At 68.9% G+C, this 18,825-nt stretch carries 18 protein-coding genes and 2 tRNA genes; 13 read left to right on the forward strand and 7 right to left on the reverse strand.

Going from position 1 to position 18,825, the window contains the following annotated elements; translation table 11 throughout:
• The 5 genes from G6038_RS22380 to G6038_RS22400 all read left to right on the forward strand — a co-directional run.
• Positions 1 to 574, forward strand: a 574-nt coding sequence (locus G6038_RS22380; RefSeq protein WP_165039955.1) for a rhodanese-like domain-containing protein, incomplete at its 5' end; no start/stop codon positions are given.
• A 32-nt stretch (positions 575 to 606) separates the two neighbouring features.
• On the forward strand, positions 607 to 981 hold the full coding sequence (gene trxA / locus G6038_RS22385; RefSeq protein ID WP_165039956.1) for a thioredoxin: 375 nt from the start codon (positions 607 to 609) through the stop codon (positions 979 to 981).
• 35 nt (positions 982 to 1,016) lie between these two features.
• Positions 1,017 to 1,187 carry a hypothetical protein gene (locus tag G6038_RS22390; protein WP_165039957.1) on the forward strand — a complete coding sequence of 57 codons (171 nt, stop codon included), beginning with the start codon at positions 1,017 to 1,019 and terminating at the stop codon, positions 1,185 to 1,187.
• Between the two features lie 169 nt (positions 1,188 to 1,356).
• Positions 1,357 to 2,748 carry a wax ester/triacylglycerol synthase family O-acyltransferase gene (locus G6038_RS22395; protein ID WP_346772887.1) on the forward strand — a complete coding sequence of 464 codons (1,392 nt, stop codon included), beginning with the start codon at positions 1,357 to 1,359 and terminating at the stop codon, positions 2,746 to 2,748.
• A 60-nt stretch (positions 2,749 to 2,808) separates the two neighbouring features.
• Positions 2,809 to 3,177, forward strand: a complete 369-nt coding sequence (locus G6038_RS22400) for a carboxymuconolactone decarboxylase family protein (protein ID WP_165039958.1) — start codon at positions 2,809 to 2,811, stop codon at positions 3,175 to 3,177.
• Positions 3,178 to 3,185: 8 nt separating this feature from the next.
• On the opposite strand, the gene G6038_RS22405 is transcribed toward G6038_RS22400, so the two are convergent.
• Positions 3,186 to 3,259: transfer RNA gene (locus G6038_RS22405), tRNA-Gly, on the reverse strand.
• A 138-nt stretch (positions 3,260 to 3,397) separates the two neighbouring features.
• On the opposite strand from G6038_RS22405, the gene G6038_RS22410 reads away from it, so the two are divergent.
• The 5 genes from G6038_RS22410 (at position 3,398) to clpX (ending at position 7,959) form a co-directional block, all read left to right on the forward strand.
• Positions 3,398 to 3,474 (forward strand) — tRNA-Pro (locus tag G6038_RS22410).
• A 79-nt stretch (positions 3,475 to 3,553) separates the two neighbouring features.
• Positions 3,554 to 4,930 carry a trigger factor gene (gene tig, locus G6038_RS22415; protein WP_346772888.1) on the forward strand — a complete coding sequence of 459 codons (1,377 nt, stop codon included), beginning with the start codon at positions 3,554 to 3,556 and terminating at the stop codon, positions 4,928 to 4,930.
• A 181-nt stretch (positions 4,931 to 5,111) separates the two neighbouring features.
• Entirely contained in the window at positions 5,112 to 5,738 is a 627-nt protein-coding gene (locus G6038_RS22420) for an ATP-dependent Clp protease proteolytic subunit (protein WP_003938127.1), read from the forward strand.
• A 49-nt stretch (positions 5,739 to 5,787) separates the two neighbouring features.
• Entirely contained in the window at positions 5,788 to 6,450 is a 663-nt protein-coding gene (locus tag G6038_RS22425; protein ID WP_165039960.1) for an ATP-dependent Clp protease proteolytic subunit, read from the forward strand.
• Positions 6,451 to 6,681: 231 nt separating this feature from the next.
• Positions 6,682 to 7,959, forward strand: a complete 1,278-nt coding sequence (gene clpX, locus G6038_RS22430) for an ATP-dependent Clp protease ATP-binding subunit ClpX (RefSeq protein WP_003938129.1) — start codon at positions 6,682 to 6,684, stop codon at positions 7,957 to 7,959.
• Positions 7,960 to 8,038: 79 nt separating this feature from the next.
• Here clpX and G6038_RS22435 read toward each other — a convergent pair whose 3' ends face one another.
• Positions 8,039 to 9,382: an MFS transporter gene (locus G6038_RS22435; protein WP_165039961.1), complete on the reverse strand. Its 1,344-nt coding sequence runs from the start codon at positions 9,380 to 9,382 to the stop codon at positions 8,039 to 8,041.
• Between the two features lie 166 nt (positions 9,383 to 9,548).
• A complete protein-coding gene (locus G6038_RS22440) occupies positions 9,549 to 10,199 on the reverse strand; it encodes a TetR family transcriptional regulator (protein WP_165039962.1) in 651 nt (216 codons plus the stop codon).
• Positions 10,200 to 10,301: 102 nt separating this feature from the next.
• Between G6038_RS22440 and G6038_RS22445 the strand changes: the two genes are divergently transcribed.
• Positions 10,302 to 11,174: a shikimate dehydrogenase gene (locus G6038_RS22445; protein WP_165039963.1), complete on the forward strand. Its 873-nt coding sequence runs from the start codon at positions 10,302 to 10,304 to the stop codon at positions 11,172 to 11,174.
• A 105-nt stretch (positions 11,175 to 11,279) separates the two neighbouring features.
• On the opposite strand, the gene G6038_RS22450 is transcribed toward G6038_RS22445, so the two are convergent.
• Positions 11,280 to 11,921 carry a TetR family transcriptional regulator gene (locus G6038_RS22450; RefSeq protein WP_165039964.1) on the reverse strand — a complete coding sequence of 214 codons (642 nt, stop codon included), beginning with the start codon at positions 11,919 to 11,921 and terminating at the stop codon, positions 11,280 to 11,282.
• 62 nt (positions 11,922 to 11,983) lie between these two features.
• Between G6038_RS22450 and G6038_RS22455 the strand changes: the two genes are divergently transcribed.
• A complete protein-coding gene (locus G6038_RS22455; RefSeq protein WP_165039965.1) occupies positions 11,984 to 13,162 on the forward strand; it encodes a lipase family protein in 1,179 nt (392 codons plus the stop codon).
• 19 nt (positions 13,163 to 13,181) lie between these two features.
• Here G6038_RS22455 and fdhD read toward each other — a convergent pair whose 3' ends face one another.
• Positions 13,182 to 13,994, reverse strand: coding sequence for a formate dehydrogenase accessory sulfurtransferase FdhD (gene fdhD, locus G6038_RS22460; protein WP_165039966.1), 813 nt, complete (start codon positions 13,992 to 13,994; stop codon positions 13,182 to 13,184).
• The gene (locus G6038_RS22465) at positions 13,994 to 16,303 is read right to left on the reverse strand and encodes an FdhF/YdeP family oxidoreductase (protein ID WP_165039967.1); all 2,310 of its coding nucleotides are present in this window, start codon (positions 16,301 to 16,303) and stop codon (positions 13,994 to 13,996) included. The genes fdhD and G6038_RS22465 overlap by 1 nt, the downstream gene beginning before the upstream one ends.
• Positions 16,304 to 16,542: 239 nt before the next feature.
• On the opposite strand from G6038_RS22465, the gene G6038_RS22470 reads away from it, so the two are divergent.
• Entirely contained in the window at positions 16,543 to 17,895 is a 1,353-nt protein-coding gene (locus G6038_RS22470; RefSeq protein WP_165039968.1) for an ammonium transporter, read from the forward strand.
• Between the two features lie 165 nt (positions 17,896 to 18,060).
• Here the strand turns inward: G6038_RS22470 and G6038_RS22475 are convergent, their stop codons facing one another.
• Complete coding sequence (locus G6038_RS22475) at positions 18,061 to 18,708, reverse strand: XRE family transcriptional regulator (RefSeq protein ID WP_054374234.1); 648 nt, start codon at positions 18,706 to 18,708, stop codon at positions 18,061 to 18,063.
• Between the last annotated feature and the right edge of the window lie 117 nt (positions 18,709 to 18,825).

The following is an 18,825-nucleotide window of genomic DNA, read 5'->3' on the forward strand; positions in this document are numbered from 1 at the left end:
CGGCACCCGGGTGCTCGATGCGCGCAGCGTGGACGACTTCGCCGCCGGGCATCTGCGCGGGTCGGTCAACGTCGGGTTCGACGGCCGGTTCGCCGAGACCGGCGGGATGGTCGCCGAGGTGGGGGAGGCGATCGTGCTGGTCACCTACCCCGGCGAGGAGCAGGACGCGGCGGTGCGGCTGGCCCGGATCGGGTCGGACAACGCGCTCGGGTATCTCACCGTCGACCGCGGCGGGCGTTTCCCGGCGGAGCTGGCGGAGCTGGTGCAGCCCGCGGTCCGGACCACCGTCGCCGAGCTCGACGGGTTGCTCGCCGCCGAGGCGGTGACCCTGGTCGACATCCGCAATCCGGGGGAACGGGAGTTCGGGACGATTCCGGGGGCGGTGCCGATCCCGTTGGCGCAGCTGCGGGCCCGGCTCGGGCAGGTGCCCACCGGCAAGCCGATCGTGGTGCACTGCGCCGGCGGGTGGCGGTCGAGTGTGGCCGCGTCGCTGCTGCGGGCGCAGGGCTTCGAGAACGTCTCGGATCTGCTCGGCGGCTACAACGCCTGGGCCGAGGCCCACGTCCCCGCCTGACCGGCACCCGAGGAGAACGAAAGGAACCCCCGATGGCAACGACGAATCTCACCCTCGCGGACTTCGAGTCCACGATCGCCGGCAACGACATCGTCCTGGTCGACTTCTGGGCCTCGTGGTGCGGTCCGTGCCGGGCCTTCGCCCCCGTGTTCGACAAGTCCTCGGCCGCGCACCCGGACATCGTGCACGCCAAGGTCGACACCGAGGCCGAGCAGCAGCTCGCCGCCATGGCCGACATCCGCTCGATCCCCACGATCATGGCGTTCCGCGAGGGCGTGCTGGTCTACGCCCAGCCCGGCGCCCTGCCCGCGGCCGCCCTCGAAGACCTGATCGGCCAGATCAAGGCCCTGAACATGGCCGAGGTCCACGCCCAGGTCGCCGAACAGAAGGCCGCCGCCGGCGCCTGACCTCCATCCCCGTTACCCGTCCCGAGGAGGACCCCATGTGTTACCCCGTCACCTGCCCGAACTGCGGAAAGACCGGCTGGGGCGGCTGCGGCCAGCACGTCGACGCCGTCATGCGCTCCGTGCCCGCACCCGACCGCTGCACCTGCGGCCAGGACACCGCCGCGGGTGCGCAGGCGCAAACCCTCGGCGCGCTCTTCCGCCGCTGACCGCACCCCGAGGAGACTGCGCCTCCACCGCACTCTCCACCGCGGCAACACCCCGCCCTGCTCGAGCAGGGCGGGGTGTTCGCGTAGCAGGCCGAGGGCCAATTACCCTTCCGCGGTCGTCCTGCCGGTGAAAAACTCGTAGGCGCCCACTCGAGAAGGGACGGCCACGGTGAACAGAGCAATGGGGCCGGTGGACACCATCTGGCTCAACATGGACCGGCCCGAGAATCTCATGATCATCGACTCGCTGATGTTCTTCGAGGGCTCCGTGGACTGGTCGCGCGTGGTGTCCCTCGTGCAGCGCCGGTTCGTCGACACCTACCCGTCGTTCCGGCAGCGACCGGTGCAACCGCGCACGCACGTCGGGTCGCCGCATTGGGAGGACGACCCGGAGTTCGACCTCGACGACCACCTGATCCGGACGACCCTGCCCCGCAGCGACGACGCGACGCTGCAGCGGTACATCGAGGAGCGGATGCCGGTGCCGTTCGATCGTCGCCGCCCGCTGTGGGAGATGCACCTCATCGACGGGTACCGGCACGGCGCCGTGGTCTACACCCGGCTCCACCACTGCATTGGTGACGGCGTCGCCCTCAACCAGGTGATGCTCTCGATGACGGGGGAGACCCCGGACAGCGACCTCGACGACACCAGGACCGTCGCGCCCGAGCACCGTGCCGGTCTTCTCGAGGGGGCCGCCAGATTCGCGGGGGCCGCGGTGTCGAACACCGCCGGTGCCGCGTCCGGCGCCGCCCACATGCTGCTCGACCTGCCCAAGCTGCTCGATCCGCATGTCCTCGGCGACGCCTTCACCCAGGCCGAACGCACCGGCGAGATCGCGAACAAGCTCGTGCTCGGACCCAAACCGCACACTCCGCTCAGCGGCGAACCGGGAACGGCCAAACGCGCGGTGTGGTGCGAGCCCTTTCCGCTCGACGACATCAAGCACATCGGCCACCGGACCGGCACAACCGTCAACGACGTGCTCATGGGAGCCGTCGCCGGGGCGCTCGCGACGTACATCCGCGAGCACGGCGGCGAGCCGCAGGACGTGCCCACGATGGTGCCTGTCAACGTTCGCCCCCTCGACAAGCCCCTGCCGAAGGAACTCGGGAATCAGTTCGCTCTGGTGCTCTTCAAGTACCCGTCGGCACTGGAGACCCCGCTCGAACGCATCGTCGAGACCCACCGGCGGATGGAGGTCATCAAGCACTCTCCCGAGGTGACGCTGACGTTCGGCCTGATCAAGGCGATCGGACGGACCGGTAAGGAGCTGGAACGGTTCTTCGTGGACTTCTTCTCCGACAAGGCGATCGGGGTCACCACCAACGTTCCCGGTCCCACGAGCGACCGGTACATGGCGGGGACGAAGATCCGCGGTGTGCTCGCCTGGGTGCCGGGCGCCGGTGAGCAGACCCTCGGCGTCTCGATCTTCAGCTACAGCGGCAAGGTCCGGGTGGGGTTCAAGGCGGACGCCGACCGGGTGCCCGATCCCGAGAATCTCGTCCGCGCCTTCACCGAGGAGATCGACGGGCTGCTGCGCCTCTCGCACGCCGTGTGACGGCGACGTGAATCCGCCGATTCGGTGGCCGTGCCGGGTGTGGCTGTCTACCGTCGGCTCATGAGCGAGCACGGGCACTACCAGGAAGTCCTGAACGCATTGAATCCGCAGCACCGGGCGCTGCGCGCGGCGATTCCCGAGGTGTATCAGGGTTTCAATGCTCTCAGCAAGGCCGCCTTCGCCCCTGGGGCGCTGGACACCAAGACCAAGGAACTGATCGCGCTCGCGATCGGCGTCGTCGACGAATGCGACGGCTGCATTGCCTCCCATGCGCGCGGCGCCGTCCGGGCCGGGGCGAGCAGGCAGGAGGCCGCCGAGGCGATCGGGGTCGCATTCCTCATGCAGGGCGGCCCGGCGACGATCTACGGGTCGCGGGCCTACACCGCGTTCTGCGAATTCGCCGACGCCGCGGAAGAGCGGGACCGGTGACGGCCCGGTGGAGGGGATGACGGGAATCGAACCCGCGTAGCCAGTTTGGAAGACTGGGGCTCTACCATTGAGCTACATCCCCATGCATGCGATCGACCCGGGATCGCCGGGTCTGTCGCGTGCAGGAACAGACTGTACCGAACCTCGCTTTGGATTTCATAATCGGGGGGCCGTAGGATTCTCCCTCGGGTCCCCGGAAGGTTCCGGGTGCCGGTGTTGACGGGATGTGGCGCAGCTTGGTAGCGCATCCGCTTTGGGAGCGGAGGGTCGCAGGTTCAAATCCTGTCATCCCGACCAGGAGGAACCGGGTGGAAGACCGAGCACCCGGTGACAGCTTGATCGAACGACAACCGAGCACGACAGAAGGAGCATGTCCGTGAAGAGCACCGTCGAGCAGCTCAGCCCGACGCGAGTCCGTATCAACGTTGAGGTGCCCTTCGAGGAGCTCCAGCCTGATTTCGACCGCGCGTTCAAGGCCCTCGCCAGCCAGATCCGCCTTCCCGGCTTCCGGCCCGGCAAGGCCCCGCGCAAGCTGCTCGAGGCCCGCGTCGGCCGTGGCGCCGTGCTCGAGCAGGTCGTCAACGACGCCATCCCGGCCCGCTACAGCGAGGCCGTGACCGCCAACGAGGTCAAGGTCATCGGCCAGCCCGAGGTCGACATCACCAAGCTCGAGGACAACGTCGAGCTCGTCTTCACCGCCGAGGTCGACGTCCGGCCGGAGATCGCCCTCCCCGACTTCTCCACCATCGCGGTCACCGTCGATCCCGTCGAGATCACCGACGAGGCGGTCGAGGAGCAGCTGCTGTCGCTGCGTCAGCGCTTCGGCACCCTCACCGGTGTCGAGCGGCCCGTGCAGGACGGCGACTTCGTGTCCATCGACCTGTCCGCCACCGTCGGCGGCGAGGAGGTCCCCGAGGCCTCCACCACCGGCCTGTCCCACGAGGTCGGTTCGGGCCAGCTCATCGACGGCCTCGACGAGGCGCTCGTCGGCCTCTCCGCGGGGGAGTCGAAGGAGTTCACCACCACCCTCGTCGCCGGTGAGCACGCCGACGAGGAAGCCATGGTCACCGTCACGGTGAACAGCGTCAAGGAGCGCGAGCTACCCGCCGAGGACGACGAGTTCGCGCAGCTCGCCAGCGAGTTCGACACCCTCGAGGAGCTCAAGGCCGATCTGCGTGAGCGCGTCGAGCGGGTCAAGAAGGTCGAGCAGGCCGGTCAGATCCGCGACAAGGTGCTCGACGCGCTGCTCGAGGCCGTCGACGTGCCGCTGCCCGAGGCCGTGGTCCAGGCCGAGATCGACGGCGCCCTGCACGATGCCATCCACGCGCTCGATCACGACGAGACCAAGCTGAACCAGCTCCTCGAGGAGCAGGGCTCGAGCCGCGAGGAATTCGACAACGACACCCGCGAGTCGGCCGAGCGCGCCGTGAAGGTGCAGCTGCTGCTCGACGCGATTGCCGAGGCCGAGGGCACCACCGTCGAGCAGGAGGAGCTCACCGAGCGCATCTTCTTCCAGGCGCAGCGCTACGGCATCCCGCCGGAGCAGTTCATCCAGCAGATCGGCCAGGCGAACCAGCTCGGCGCCGTCTACGCGGACGTCCGTCGCGGCAAGGCCCTCGGCAACGTGGTGGACCGGGCCACCGTCACCGACACCGGTGGCGCCACGATCGACACCTCCGAGCTGTTCGGCACGAAGAGCGACGCCGAGTCCGAGGACGCCGAGGCTCCGGCCGGCGAGGGCGACTCCGAATAGTAGGGCGAGACCCGTTGCCGCGCCGCGCGATTGCAGGTGCGACGTCGCAACGGTTCTCCGCAGGGAACGCACAGCGGAAATTTCCGCTTTGAGCGAAGTGGGGCGGCACCGGGCATCCGGTGCCGCCCCACTTCGTTACTGTCAGTGTCAGCAATCCACGATTGACGAGAAGGCAGGTACCGTGACTCCTCAGAATCCGGCGACATCCATCGGTCCCACGATGACCTCGGCCACCGCTGGGCTCAACCTCAGCGACTCGGTCTACGAGCGGCTGCTGCGCGAGCGGATCATCTTCCTCGGTACCCAGGTCGACGACGACATCGCGAACAAGCTCTGCGCGCAGATCCTGCTGCTGTCCGCGGAGGACCCGACGCGCGACATCTCGCTCTACATCAACTCCCCGGGTGGATCCGTCACCGCCGGCATGGCGATCTACGACACCATGAAGTTCGTCGAGTGCGACGTGGCGACCTTCGCGATGGGTCTGGCCGCCTCCATGGGGCAGTTCCTGCTCTCGGCCGGCACGCGGGGCAAGCGGTACGCCCTGCCGCACGCGCGGATCATGATGCACCAGCCCTCCGCCGGAATCGGCGGCACGGCCAGCGACATCGCGATCATGGCGGAACAGTTCGCGCACACCAAGCGGGAGATGGCGGAACTGATCGCCGAGCACACCGGCCAGACCGTCGAGCAGATCACGAAGGACTCGGACCGCGACCGCTGGTTCACCGCCAAGGAAGCACTCGAGTACGGCTTCGTCGACCATGTCGTCTCGCGGGCGCAGCAGGCCGGCGGCACCGGCAACTAGTTCCGAGCCCCCCGATCCGCTCTACGCACCACGAATTTCTGGAGAAGCGATGACAAACCTGTTCGATCCGCGCCAGCTCGGCGGCCAGGCTCCGGCCTCCCCCGCGAGCCGCTACATCCTGCCCTCGTTCATCGAGCACTCGAGCTACGGGGTCAAGGAGTCCAACCCGTACAACAAGCTGTTCGAGGAACGCATCATCTTCCTCGGCGTGCAAGTGGACGACGCCTCGGCCAACGACGTCATGGCGCAGCTGCTGGTGCTCGAGTCGCTGGACCCGGACCGCGACATCACCATGTACATCAACTCGCCCGGTGGCTCGTTCACGTCGCTGATGGCGATCTACGACACCATGCAGTACGTGCGTGCCGACATCACGACCGTGTGTCTCGGCCAGGCCGCCTCGGCGGCAGCGGTGCTGCTCGCCGCCGGTAGCCCCGGCAAGCGGCTCGCCCTGCCCAACGCGCGCGTGCTCATCCACCAGCCCGCCACCGGCGGCATCCAGGGCCAGGTGTCCGACCTCGAGATCCAGGCCGCGGAGATCGAGCGCATGCGCCGCCTGATGGAGACGACGCTGGCCAAGCACACCGGCAAGGACCCCGAGCAGATCCGCAAGGACACCGACCGCGACAAGATCCTCACCGCCGCGGAGGCCGTCGACTACGGTCTGATCGACAACGTGCTCGAGTACCGCAAGCTCTCGGCTCAGAAGTAACCGCCTCGGCCCGGTCCGGAGTGCGCGCCCCGCGCGCCTTCGGGGCCGGGCCGGTGTGCTCGGGTGGCATGACCGCTGCCCCCGCACAAATTATGGCCCGAATCGCCCGGAACCGGTCGACCGCCGTCGCAGTATCCGGGTACGGTCGTTCCAAGGGCCCGCTCCCCGGACCGGCGCTGTCGGCGGTCGCGGGATCGGTTGCACGCTCACGAGGAAGTAGGGACCTGACAGATGGCACGTATCGGTGACGGGGGCGACCTGCTGAAATGCTCTTTCTGCGGAAAGAGCCAGAAGCAGGTCAAGAAGCTCATTGCGGGCCCAGGGGTCTACATCTGCGACGAGTGCATCGACCTGTGCAACGAGATCATCGAGGAAGAACTGGCCGAGTCCAACGAGGTCAAGCTCGACGAGTTGCCCAAGCCGGCCGAGATCCGCGAGTTCCTCGACAACTACGTCATCGGGCAGGACTCCGCGAAGCGGACCCTGGCGGTGGCGGTCTACAACCACTACAAGCGGATCCAGGCGGGGGAGAAGGCCCGCGACACCCGGGGTGAGTCGGTCGAGCTGGCCAAGTCGAACATTCTGCTGCTCGGGCCCACGGGCTGCGGGAAGACGTACCTGGCGCAGACGCTGGCGAAGATGCTGAACGTGCCGTTCGCGATCGCCGACGCCACCGCCCTGACCGAGGCCGGCTACGTCGGTGAGGACGTCGAGAACATCCTCCTCAAGCTCATCCAGGCGGCCGACTACGACGTCAAGCGCGCCGAGACCGGGATCATCTACATCGACGAGGTCGACAAGATCGCCCGCAAGAGCGAGAACCCGTCGATCACCCGCGACGTGTCCGGCGAGGGCGTCCAGCAGGCGCTGCTGAAGATCCTCGAGGGCACCCAGGCGTCGGTGCCGCCGCAGGGCGGACGCAAGCATCCGCATCAGGAATTCATTCAGATCGACACCACCAACGTGCTGTTCATCGTCGCCGGAGCGTTCGCCGGCCTCGAGAGGATCGTCTCGGATCGGGTCGGCAAGCGCGGAATCGGCTTCGGCGCCGAGGTGAAGTCCAAGGCCGAGATCGACACCACCGACCACTTCGCCGAGGTCATGCCCGAGGACCTGATCAAGTTCGGTCTCATTCCCGAGTTCATCGGCCGCCTGCCGGTCGTCGCCTCGGTGACGAACCTGGACAAGGATTCGCTGGTGCAGATCCTGTCGGAGCCGAAGAACGCGCTCGTCAAGCAGTACGTCCGGCTCTTCGAGATGGACGGGGTGGAGCTCGAGTTCACCCAGGACGGACTGGAAGCTGTGGCCGACCAGGCGATCCTGCGTGGTACCGGTGCCCGCGGACTGCGCGCCATCATGGAAGAGGTCCTGCTGCCGGTGATGTACGACATCCCGAGCCGCGACGACGTCGCCAAGGTGGTCGTCACTGCCGAGACCGTCAACGACAACGTGCTCCCGACGATCGTGCCGCGCAAGCCCGAACGGGAGCGTCGCGACAAGACCGCCTGATCCGACAGCGTGGAAGGCCCCGGCATTCGTGCCGGGGCCTTCGCCGTGGGTGGGGTGCCTCCGCCGGAGGCCGCGACGGTCAGATGCGGTTGCCGAGTTCGCGCAGCGGGGTGCGGAAGGTTTCCTTCGCCGACAGGGCGGACACGGCGCACACCAGGCAGGCGCCGGATGTCAGGAGGGCGACGGGCAGCCAGTTCGTCGGATCGCCGCCCATGAGTGCGGTGCCGATGGCGGGGGCGAAGCCGGCGATGGCGAAGCCGAGCTGGGTGCCGATCGCCATGCCGGAGTAGCGGACCTTGGTGTTGAACATCTCGGCGTAGAACGACGGCCAGATCGCGTTGGGCGCGGCGTAGAGCAGGCCCATCAGGGCGATGCCGGCGGCGAAGATCAGCGCGACGTTGCCGGTGGAGATGGCCTGGAAGTACACGAAGATGAACACCGCCGAGCCGAGGACGCCGGTGACGAAGACGGGCTTGCGGCCGACGCGATCCGACAGGGCGGCGAGGGCGGGCTGACTGAACAAGGCGACGGCGTTGGCGGCGATCGCGACTCCCAGCATCGTCGACTTGGCGATGCCCACCTCGGCGCTGGTCGCGAACGCCAGGCCGAACACGGAGAAGATGGTGCTCACGACGGCGACGAAGGCGCAGAAGATCACCCGGGTCAGGTTGGCCGGATGGGTGCGCAGCAGGTCGGCGACCGGCAGCTTGGCGACCTCGTGGGACTTCTTGGTCTCCGCGAACTCCTCGGGCTCCTCGAGCTTGAGTCGCATGACGTACGCGGCGGCCAGCACGAACAGGCTGCCCCAGAACGGTACGCGCCAGCCCCAGCTGTAGAGGATGTCGTCGGGCATGGCCGCGACGGGCAGGAACACCAGGCTGGCGAGGATGAAGCCGGCTTGTGTGCCGTTGAGCGTCCAGCTCGCGAAGAACGCGCGACGGTTCTGCGGGGCGTGCTCGAGCGTCAGCGAGCTGGCGCCGGACTGCTCGCCGGCGGCGGAGATGCCCTGGAAGATTCGCATCAACACGAGCAGCGCGGGTGCGAGTACGCCGATCGACTCGGCGCTGGGGATCAGGCCGATGCCGAAGGTGGCGACGCCCATGAGGATGAGCGTGAACAGCATGACGTTCTTGCGTCCGACCCGGTCACCGAAGTGGCCGAGCACCACGGCGCCGAGCGGCCGCGCGACGTAGGCGACACCGAAGGTCGACAGGGACAGCAGTGCCGCGTGGGCGCTGTCGGGGAAGAACACGGTCGGGAAGATCAGGGCAGCGGCGGACGCGTAGATGTAGAAGTCGTAGTACTCGAGCATGCTGCCGAGGAAGGCCGACGACGCTGCGCGCTTGACCTTGGTGGTGTCGTGCGGGCGGGTTTCGGTCGTCATACCGGAATTCTCCGGCGTGTCGAGGGTGTGCGCGGTCATCGCGTCTCCTGTGCGGAAAAGGGGAGGGGATGTTCGAGATACGAACCCGGGTTCGTACTGCGTTGTGTCGAATGTAGGCGCCATCACACCGTGAACGCAAGATGTATGAACTAGATAGTTCATAAAATTTGGGGACGCGCGCCCGGGCGCATTCCCCTGCAGTCCCTCAGTCGGGCAGGGTCGTCAGGAACGCGACGAGGAGATCGCCCAGCATCCTCCGGTGCCTGGCCCGCAGCTCGTCCGCGGCCAGGTCCTGGTCGAACAGGGCCTGCCAGGTGTACCGGTTCGCGGTGCGGAAGACGCAGAAACTGCTGATCACCAGGTGGACGTCGAGGGCGTCGACGTCGTCGCGGAAGAGGTCGTCCGCCCGGCCGCGTTCGAGGATGCCGGTGAGCACGTCGACGGCGGGGGCGCCCAGGCCGGCGAGATGGGGGGACTGCCGGATGTGCTCACCCCGGAGCATGTTCTCGTTGGCGACGATGCGGATGAAGTCGGGATGCTGGTCGTGGTGGTCGAACGTGGCCTCGGCCAGCATGCGGATGGCGTCGACGGGGCCGAGGTCCTCGAGGTCCAGCTCGCGCTCCTGGGCCCGGATCGTCCCGTAGGAGCTCTCGAGGACGGCCCGGTAGAGGCCCTCCTTGTCGCCGAAGTAGTAGTAGATCATCCGCTTGGTGGTCTGCGTGCGCTCGGCGATCTCGTCCACCCGGGCTCCCGACAGGCCCTTGTCCGCGAACTCCGCGGTGGCCACCTCGAGGATGTTCTCCCTGGTGAGGTCGCTGTTGCGGCGTCGTCGGCCGGTCGTCTGCTCGGTTGCCATGGCGCCACCCTATCGAGCGGGGTCTTGTCTCCGTGCCGCCTGTGGCCGTACGCTAGGGCTTGTAACTCACTAGTTCGTACATTGTGATGTGAAAGGCCCGCCATGACCGACTCGATTCTCTGCGGCCTCATCGGAACCGGCATCGGTGCCTCGCTGACACCCCCGATGCACGAGGAGGAGGGCGCGCGGCAGGGCCTGCGCTACGTCTACAGGATCATCGATCTCGACGAGCTGGGCCTCTCGGTCGCCGACCTGCCGCGGCTGCTGCGCACCGCGCGCGAGCTGGGCTTCCGGGGTCTGAACATCACCCATCCCTGCAAGCAGGCCGTCATCGAACACCTCGACGACCTGTCGCCCGAGGCGAGCCGCCTCGGCGCCGTCAACACCGTGCTGTTCGACGGCGGCCGCGCGATCGGTCACAACACCGACTGGTCCGGCTTCGGCCGCAACTTCGACCGCGGGCTCCCCGGCGTCGCGCTCGGTGCGGTCGTTCAGCTCGGAGCCGGTGGGGCCGGAGCGGCGGTCGCGTACGCCGCACTCACCCGCGGAGTGCGCGCGTTCACCGTCGTCGATCCCGACCTCGCGCGCGCCACCGCGCTGCGCGACACGCTCACCGTGCTGTTCCCGGACGTCGCCGTCTCCTCTGCGACGCCCGCCGAGCTGCCGCGGCTGCTGGCCGCCGCGCACGGGCTGATCCACGCGACGCCCGTCGGCATGGCCGCGCACCCTGGAACGGCCTTCGATCCGGCACTGCTGCGCCCCGACCTGTGGGTCGCCGAGGTCGTCTACCGGCCCATCGAGACCGAACTCGTCCTGCGGGCCCGCGCGCTCGGCGCCCCGACCCTCACCGGAGCGGGCATGGCCGTCTTCCAGGCCGTCGACGCATTCCGCATCTTCACCGGGGTGGAGCCCGACGCCGACCGCATGCTTGCCCACATGACGGCCCTGATCGAGGCGGAGCGGGTGCCGGCCTGATCGGTCCGTCGGGACGACGGCGCAGTGTTACCGCTGTCGGGACGACGCAGTGTTACCGCTGTCGGGACGACGCAGTGTTACCGCTGTCGGGACGACGGCGCAGTGTTACCGCCCCGGCACGCGCAACATCGCGCACGCGAGCTCCACGATCTCCGACTCGAAGGTGGACAGGTCGGTCGCGTCCCCGGCCTCGTGGGCGCGCTCCCACGAGGCGAACGAGCCGATGACGAAGCGCACCGTCAGCCCCACGCGCCGACGGGCGTCGGATTCGGCGAGGTCGAGACGCTGCGCGATCGCCTCCAGCAGGGAGGCGAGGACGGCGAGCGACTCGTCGGACGGGTAGTAGTCGGCCTGGACGGCCCCCGGCGGGGGGACCGCCAGGAACACCAGGGGGGCGGTGGCGAGCCACTGCTCGTTGAAGCGAGCCCAGTAGCTGGGCCTCCCGCGGGCGATCTCGGTGACGAGCGGATGGACGTAGGCGTACACGAGCGGTTCGAGTGCCGGGGGACCGTCGAGGTGGGCTGCGTCCGTCAGTGCCGCTCGCTGGGCATTGACGCGCGGCGCGTGCCGGCTCCAGACCGCGTCGAGCAGTCCGTGCCACGAGCCGAAGTGATAGGCGATCGCCGAATTGTTACGCTGACCCGCGGCTTTGACCACCTCGCGTGCCGAGACGCCGTGGATGCCGCGACGGGCTATCAGTTCCTCCGCGGCCTCCAGTAGAGCGAGACGACCTGTTGACACTGCCATGCATCCACTGTACTAAGAAGTTCGACTTTCCAATTAATATGAACTTCTTAACGGAGGATCTCATGGGTCATCTCTCCTCCCGGCGCGTCCTCGTGGCGCTCGCGGTCACCTCGGTGCTGGCCGCCACGGCCTGCGCGGAATCCGAACCGTCTCCCGCCGCCGAGCGTCCCCCCGGCGCGCTGATCAGTACCCGCCCGTTGACGAACGCGGCGGCGCTGCCCAGCGCGGCGCGCACGGAACTGATCACCTACCTCTCGGAGGACGCCACGGGACGCCCGATCCTCGTGTCGGGCACCGTCGCGATTCCGCGTGGCGAGGCCCCCGGCGGAGGATGGCCGGTGATCAGCTGGGCGCACGGCACGACGGGTGTCGGCGATGCCTGCGCGCCCTCGGCCGACACGGTCGGCGGACCCGCCCACAGCTACCTCTCGCGGACCACCACGATGCTCGATCGGTGGGTCGCCGACGGCTACGCCGTGGTCCAGACCGACTACGAGGGCCTCGGAACGCCGGGCGGACACCCCTACATGAACGGCGACAGCGCCGCGAACACGGTCGTCGACATCGTGCGTGCCGCACGCGAGGCCGAGCCCGCCATCGGGAACCGGTGGACGGTGATGGGGCACAGCCAGGGCGGACATGCGGCCCTGTTCACCGCCGCCCAGGGCGCGGAGCGCGCCCCCGAACTGGAACTGCAGGGCGCGGTCGCGTTCGCGCCGGGAAGCCGGACGAGCGAGACCGCCGCCTACTTCGCAACCGGGGGCCCGGGGATCGCGCAGGCCCTGACCTTCCTGCCCGTCCTGTTGCTCGGTGCCGAGGCCGCCGACCCCGAGATGTCCGCCGACGCGATGCTCACGGACGCGTCCCGTCCGCTGCTCGCGGCGGCGCGCACCGGGTGCATGGACGACGTGCGCAAGGTGGCCGCGACCGTTCCCGTGGACCAGGTGTTCGCGCCCGGTGCGGACGTCGGCCGCCTGACCGAGTATTTCGCGACGCAGGAACTCGAGGAGCTCGCCCTGTCGGTGCCGACCCTCGTCGTGCAGGGCACCGCGGACGTGCTCGTGTCCCGGCAGGTCACCGACGAGGTGACGAAGACGCTGTGCGGCAACGGTTCCGCCCTTGCCTACCGGGTCTACGACGGTGCCGACCACCGCGGCGTGCTCGAGGCCTCCCACGACGACGTGCGGGCCTTCGTCGCCGGGGTCCGCTCGGGCGATGCGCCCGAACAGGCCTGCAGCTGAGCAGTTCCCGGACCCCGGCTCAAACGACGGATCCGGTGTAGACGTTCATCGAGTCGCCGCGGAGGAAGCCGACCAGGGTCAGGCCGGACTCCGCGGCGAGATCGACTGCCAGCGAGGAGGGGGCGGACACCGCCCCGAGCGCCGGGACGCCGGCCATCACGGCCTTCTGCACCAGCTCGAAGGAGGCCCGGCCGCTGACGACGAGGACGGTGCCCGACAACGGGACCCGGTTCTCGGTCAGTGCCCAGCCGAGCACCTTGTCGACCGCGTTGTGCCGGCCCACGTCCTCCCGCAACGCCAGCAGGGTGCCGTCGGCGGTGAACAGCGCTGCGGCGTGCAGGCCCCCCGTGCTCTGGAAGACCTTCTGCCGCTGCCGCATCCGTGGCGGCATCGAGGCCAGGGTGCGGGCGGAGATCGCGAATCCGTCGGTCAGCGGGAACCGGGTGCGGGTGCGCACCTGCTCGAGGGACTCCTTCCCGCACACCCCGCACGCGGAGCTGGTGAGGAAGTTGCGGGCGCCTGCACCGTCGGGAACGGGCATCCCCGGCGCGAGGTGGACGTCGAGCACGTTGTAGGTGTTGGCGCCGGTCTCGTCGACGCCGTCGCAGTAGCGCACGACGGAGACGTCCTCGCGGCCGCCGACGATCCCCTCCGCGAGCAGGAATCCGTGGGCCAGTTCCACGTCGTGGCCCGGGGTGCGCATCGTGACCGTCAGGGCGCGGCCGTTGAGGCGGATCTCCAGCGGTTCCTCCACCGCGAGGCTGTCCGGTCGGCGCGCCTGCCCGTCCGCGGTGATCCGCAGGACGGGCCGGCGCGCGGTGACCCGCCCCATCAGTCGGCCCCAGCCCGCTCGAGCCGCACGACGATCGCCTTGGAGACCGGGGTGTTCGACTTCTTCGCGACGTGATCGAGGGGGACCAGCGGATTGGTCTCCGGGTAGTAGGCGGCCGCGTTGCCGCGCGGGGTGCTGTAGGCGACGATCCGGAAGTCGCGGACGCGACGCTCCTCCACGGCGCCGTCGGCGGGCCATTCGGACACGATGTCGACCAGGTCGCCGTCGGCGAATCCGAGTTCGGTGATGTCGTCTGCGTGGACGAACACGACCTTGCGGCCGTTCTTCACCCCGCGGTAGCGGTCGTCGAGCCCGTAGATGGTGGTGTTGTACTGATCGTGGCTGCGCAGCGTCTGCAGCACGAGCCGGCCCGGGGGAGTGGGCACCCACACCAGTTCGTTGACGCTGAAATTGGCCTTGCCGGTGTGCGTGCGGAATTCGCGGCTGTCGCGGGGCGGGTGCGGCAACTGGAACCCGTCGCGCCGCCGGACCTTGGTGTTGTAGTCCTCGCAGCCGGGCACGACCCGCCCGATCGAGTCGCGGATCAGGTCGTAGTTGCCCTCGAACGCGGACCAGCGGACCGGATGGCCGGGGCCGAACAACTCGCGGGCGAGCCGGCAGACGATCGCGACCTCGCTGCGCAGCTGGTCGCCGACCGGCTGCAACCGGCCCCGCGACAGGTGCACCATGGACATCGAATCCTCCACGGAAACAAGCTGTTTGCCGCTCTCCTGGATGTCGAGATCGGTGCGTCCGAGAGTCGGCAGGATCAGCGCCGTGCGCCCGTGCACGAGATGGCTGCGGTTGAGCTTCGTCGAGATCTGCACGGTCAGCTCGCAGCGGCGCAGCGCCTCCTCGGTGGCGTGGGTGTCCGGGGTCGCGGCGACGAAGTTGCCGCCCATCGCCATGAAGACACTCGCCCGGCCGTCGCGCATCGCGCGGATGGCCTCGACGGTGTCGTACCCGTGCCTGCGCGGGCTGGTGATCCCGAACTCGAGGTCCAGCGCGGCGAGGAAGGACTCGGGCATCTTCTCCCAGATGCCCATCGTCCGGTCACCCTGCACGTTCGAATGCCCCCGCACCGGGCAGACCCCGGCCCCGGGCTTGCCGATCATCCCGCGCAGCAGCAGCACGTTGACCGCCTCGGCGATGGTGGCGACGGCGTGGGTGTGCTGGGTCAGGCCCATCGCCCAGCACGTCACGGTGCGTTGCGAGGTGGCCAGGTCCCGGGCGGTGGCCCGCAGCTGCGCCTCGCTCAGCCCGGTGGCCTCGAGGACGGTGCCGAGGTCGACCGCGCGGACGTGCCGCTCGTACTCGTCGAAGCCGGCGCAGTGGGCCTCGACGAAGGCCCGGTCGATCACGGTGCCGGGCGCGGCGTCCTCCGCCTCGAACAGCAGCCTGCCGAGCCCCTGGAACAGGGCCAGGTCGCCGCCGAGGCGGATCTGCAGGAACTCGTCGGCGATGTCGGTGCCGTGGCCGAGCACGCCGTCGACGCGCTGCGGGTCCTTGAACCGGAGCAGTCCCGCCTCGGGGAGCGGGTTGATCGCGATGATCTTGGCCCCGTTCTCCTTGGCCTTCCCCAGGGTGGAGAGCATGCGCGGATGGTTGGTGCCCGGGTTCTGACCGGCGACGAGGATGAGGTCCGCGTGCTCGAGGTCGGGCACCGACACCGAGCCCTTGCCGATGCCGATGGTCTCGACGAGTGCGCTGCCGGAGGACTCGTGGCACATGTTGGAGCAGTCCGGCATGTTGTTGGTGCCGTAGCTGCGGATCAGCAGCTGGTAGAGGAACGCGGCCTCGTTGCTGGTGCGGCCCGACGTGTAGAAGACGGCGTGGTCCGGGGTGGGGAGCGCACGCAAGTGGTCGGCGATCAGCCGGTTCGCATCGTCCCAGCCGATGGGGGTGTAGTGGGTCGCGCCGGGGCGGAGCACCATCGGATGGGTCAGCCGGCCCTGCTGCCCGAGCCAGTAGTCGGTCCTCTCCGACAGCTCCGCGACGGAGTGACGGGCGAAGAACTCGGGCGTGACCGTGCGCAGGGTGGCTTCCTCGGCGACGGCCTTGGCGCCGTTCTCGCAGAACTCCGCGGGCTTGCGGTGGCCGGGCGTCTCGGGCCAGGCGCACCCCGGACAGTCGAATCCGTGCCGCTGGTTGAGCCGCGGCAGCGCGGCCGCCGTGCGGGCCACGCCCATCTGCTCGTAGGCGCGTCTCAGTGACACCAGGACCGCCGGGACACCGGCAGCGTGGTCCTTGGCTCCGGTGACCTCCAGGTCGGATTCCACGATGTCGTGCAGCGGACCGTGTCGAGTCATGTGTCCATCCTCACCCGCGAGCTATGCGCATACCAGTTCGAACGCTACCGGTCGCCCCCGAGCGAGCGATCGGCGGTGGGGCAGTTCCGGGGCGAGCCGCCGTTACACGAAGTTCACCGGCGGCTCCCACGCAGATTACACAGTGGGTTCACTCTCAGGTGACGGTGATTAACAACATAAGACAGTCACCGCGACACGTACGAGGGGCGATCCCTCGGGACTGAACAAGGTGGACACCTATGGAAGAGGCAATCGCTGCCGCCGACACCGCCTGGATCCTCGCGGCCTTCACGGCGGTCTCGCTGATGGTTCCCGGGCTGGCGCTGTTCTACGGCGGCATGGTGAGCGTCCGCAGCACGCTCAACATGATCATGATGACGTTCGCGGGCTTCGCGCTCGTCGGAGTGCTGTGGGTTCTGTTCGGCTACTCGGCGGTGCTCGGAAACTCGCTCGGCGGTGCCGGACTGCTCGGCAACCCCCTCGAATATCTCGGGCTCGGCCAGCTGCTCGAGGCGCCGGTCGAACCGGGACTCCCGCCGGCGCTGATCGCCGGATTCCAGCTCTTGTTCGCCGGCATCACGGTCGCGCTCGTGTGCGGCGCCCTTGCCGACCGCATGAAGTTCTCGGCCTGGATGGTGTTCGCCGGGCTGTGGGCCGTGCTGGTGTACTTCCCCGTCGCGCACTGGGTCTTCGCGTTCGACTCCGAGGACGGGTCCGTCGTCGGCGGCTGGATCGCCAACACCCTCGGCGCGATCGACTTCGCCGGCGGCACCGCCGTGCACATCAACGCCGGCATCGCGGCCCTCGCGGTCATCATCGTCCTGGGCAAGCGGCGCTCGTTCCTGAATCCGCCCCGCCCGCACAGCCTTCCGCTGACCGTTCTCGGTGCCGGCATCCTGTTCTTCGGCTGGTTCGGCTTCAACGGCGGTTCCGCGCTCGCCGCGGACAACAACGCCTCGGTCGTCGTGCTCAACACCCTCGCCGCGTCGTGCGCCGGCATCTGTGGCTGGCTGATCGTCGAGAAGCTGCGGGAGGGGCACGCCACGACCCTCGGCGCCGCGTCCGGCCTCATCGCCGCGCTCGTCGCGATCACCCCGGCCTGCGGTGCCGTCTCGCCGCTCGGCGCACTGGTCGTCGGCGCCCTGGCCGGCGCGCTGTGCTGCTTCGCGATCTCGCTGAAGTTCCGCCTGGGCTACGACGACGCTCTCGACGTCGTCGGCATCCACCTCGTCGGCGGTGTCCTCGGCACGCTGCTCATCGGCTTCCTGGCGGTGCCGGAGGCCCCCAGTGGTGCGGCCGGGCTGTTCTACGGCGGCGGAATCGGTCTGCTGGGCACCCAGGCCGTCGCGGTGCTCGCGGTGCTGGCCTATTCCTTCGTCGTCACCTGGATCATCGCCAAGGGTCTCGACCTGGTGATGGGCCTGCGCGTCGATCCGGAGGCCGAGTACGAGGGCCTCGACGTCGTCGTGCACGGCGAGACCGCCTACGTGCTCGACGCGGTGGGCTTCACCGGAACGTCCCGTACGGAGGCGGCGTCGGTCGCCGAGGCGGCGACGGCACTCACGTCCAAGGCGGCGGCCGAGAAGCTCTGACCGAGGACCGACAACGGGTGAGGCCCCCGCTACGGCGGGGGCCTCGTTCGTCGTCGAGCGGGAGACTCTCGCGACGAGGGGGCGGTTACCGCTGCCCGCACCCGCGATTCACCGCGGCGGCGTCCCTCTCGACGCGGAAACCCCCCGCTCGTGGTGGAGGCAGGGTCAGTCCTGGTGTTTGTCCGGGTACGCGGTGACCGCGAGGAACCGGATGGGCAGGGTGACGAGCTCGTTCGGCCCGTGGATGCCCTCGCCGTCGAGCAGCAGGGCGTCGCCGGGTTGGAGCCGGTACTCGGATTCGCCGTGCCCGTACACCATCTCGCCCTCGAGCATGTAGAGCAGCTCGGTCCCCGGATGCTGGAACAACGGGAAGACCTCGCTCGCGTCGGTGAGCGTCACCAGCACGGGCTCGAGCCGCTTGTGCTGGCCCCGCAGCGTGCCGAGCAACTCGTAGTGGTGCCCGACGCGGGTGCCGCGGCCGACGATCTCCGCGCCCTGGCCGGCCTTGACGAACACTGCCTCGCGTTGCGCGTCGGCGCCGCGGAACAGCGACGTCACAGGCACGTCGAGACCTGCGGCCAGGCGGGCGAGGGTCGAGAGGCTGCACGACGTCTGGGCGTTCTCGATCTTCGACAGCATCGCCTTGGAGATGCCCACCTTCGCGGCCATGTCGCCCACGGAGAGCCCGCTGGCGATCCGCAGCTTGCGGACCTCCCGTGCGATGGCGCGTTCCAGGTCCACCCCGGTCGGGGTGTCCCGCGGGACCTCCCGGCCCGGCGCGTCGTGCAGTACGGGGCGCTCGGGGCTGCTCATGTCCTCACTGTACGTGCTGTTTCCCGACAGTGGACGACCGTGGGAGAGGTGGGCACGCGAAATCGAGCGAATGTGCCTTGCCGTCGGACAGGCCGACAGTAAGGCACATTCGCTCGG

The organism is Rhodococcus sp. 14C212 (assembly GCF_011058195.1).
GTDB lineage: Bacteria > Actinomycetota > Actinomycetes > Mycobacteriales > Mycobacteriaceae > Rhodococcus > Rhodococcus aetherivorans.

Bases quoted from the DNA above. Each gene is read 5' to 3' on its own strand.
- G6038_RS22475 (WP_054374234.1), bottom strand. From the start codon at position 18,708: ATGAGCAGCCCCGAGCGCCCCGTACTGCACGACGCGCCGGGCCGGGAG.
- G6038_RS22390 (WP_165039957.1), top strand. From the start codon at position 1,017: ATGTGTTACCCCGTCACCTGCCCGAACTGCGGAAAGACCGGCTGGGGC.
- G6038_RS22465 (WP_165039967.1), bottom strand. From the start codon at position 16,303: ATGACTCGACACGGTCCGCTGCACGACATCGTGGAATCCGACCTGGAG.
- G6038_RS22450 (WP_165039964.1), bottom strand. From the start codon at position 11,921: ATGGCAGTGTCAACAGGTCGTCTCGCTCTACTGGAGGCCGCGGAGGAA.
- trxA (WP_165039956.1), top strand. From the start codon at position 607: ATGGCAACGACGAATCTCACCCTCGCGGACTTCGAGTCCACGATCGCC.
- fdhD (WP_165039966.1), bottom strand. From the start codon at position 13,994: ATGGGGCGGGTCACCGCGCGCCGGCCCGTCCTGCGGATCACCGCGGAC.
- G6038_RS22470 (WP_165039968.1), top strand. From the start codon at position 16,543: ATGGAAGAGGCAATCGCTGCCGCCGACACCGCCTGGATCCTCGCGGCC.
- clpX (WP_003938129.1), top strand. From the start codon at position 6,682: ATGGCACGTATCGGTGACGGGGGCGACCTGCTGAAATGCTCTTTCTGC.
- G6038_RS22445 (WP_165039963.1), top strand. From the start codon at position 10,302: ATGACCGACTCGATTCTCTGCGGCCTCATCGGAACCGGCATCGGTGCC.
- G6038_RS22400 (WP_165039958.1), top strand. From the start codon at position 2,809: ATGAGCGAGCACGGGCACTACCAGGAAGTCCTGAACGCATTGAATCCG.
- G6038_RS22440 (WP_165039962.1), bottom strand. From the start codon at position 10,199: ATGGCAACCGAGCAGACGACCGGCCGACGACGCCGCAACAGCGACCTC.
- G6038_RS22435 (WP_165039961.1), bottom strand. From the start codon at position 9,382: ATGACCGCGCACACCCTCGACACGCCGGAGAATTCCGGTATGACGACC.
- G6038_RS22455 (WP_165039965.1), top strand. From the start codon at position 11,984: ATGGGTCATCTCTCCTCCCGGCGCGTCCTCGTGGCGCTCGCGGTCACC.
- G6038_RS22425 (WP_165039960.1), top strand. From the start codon at position 5,788: ATGACAAACCTGTTCGATCCGCGCCAGCTCGGCGGCCAGGCTCCGGCC.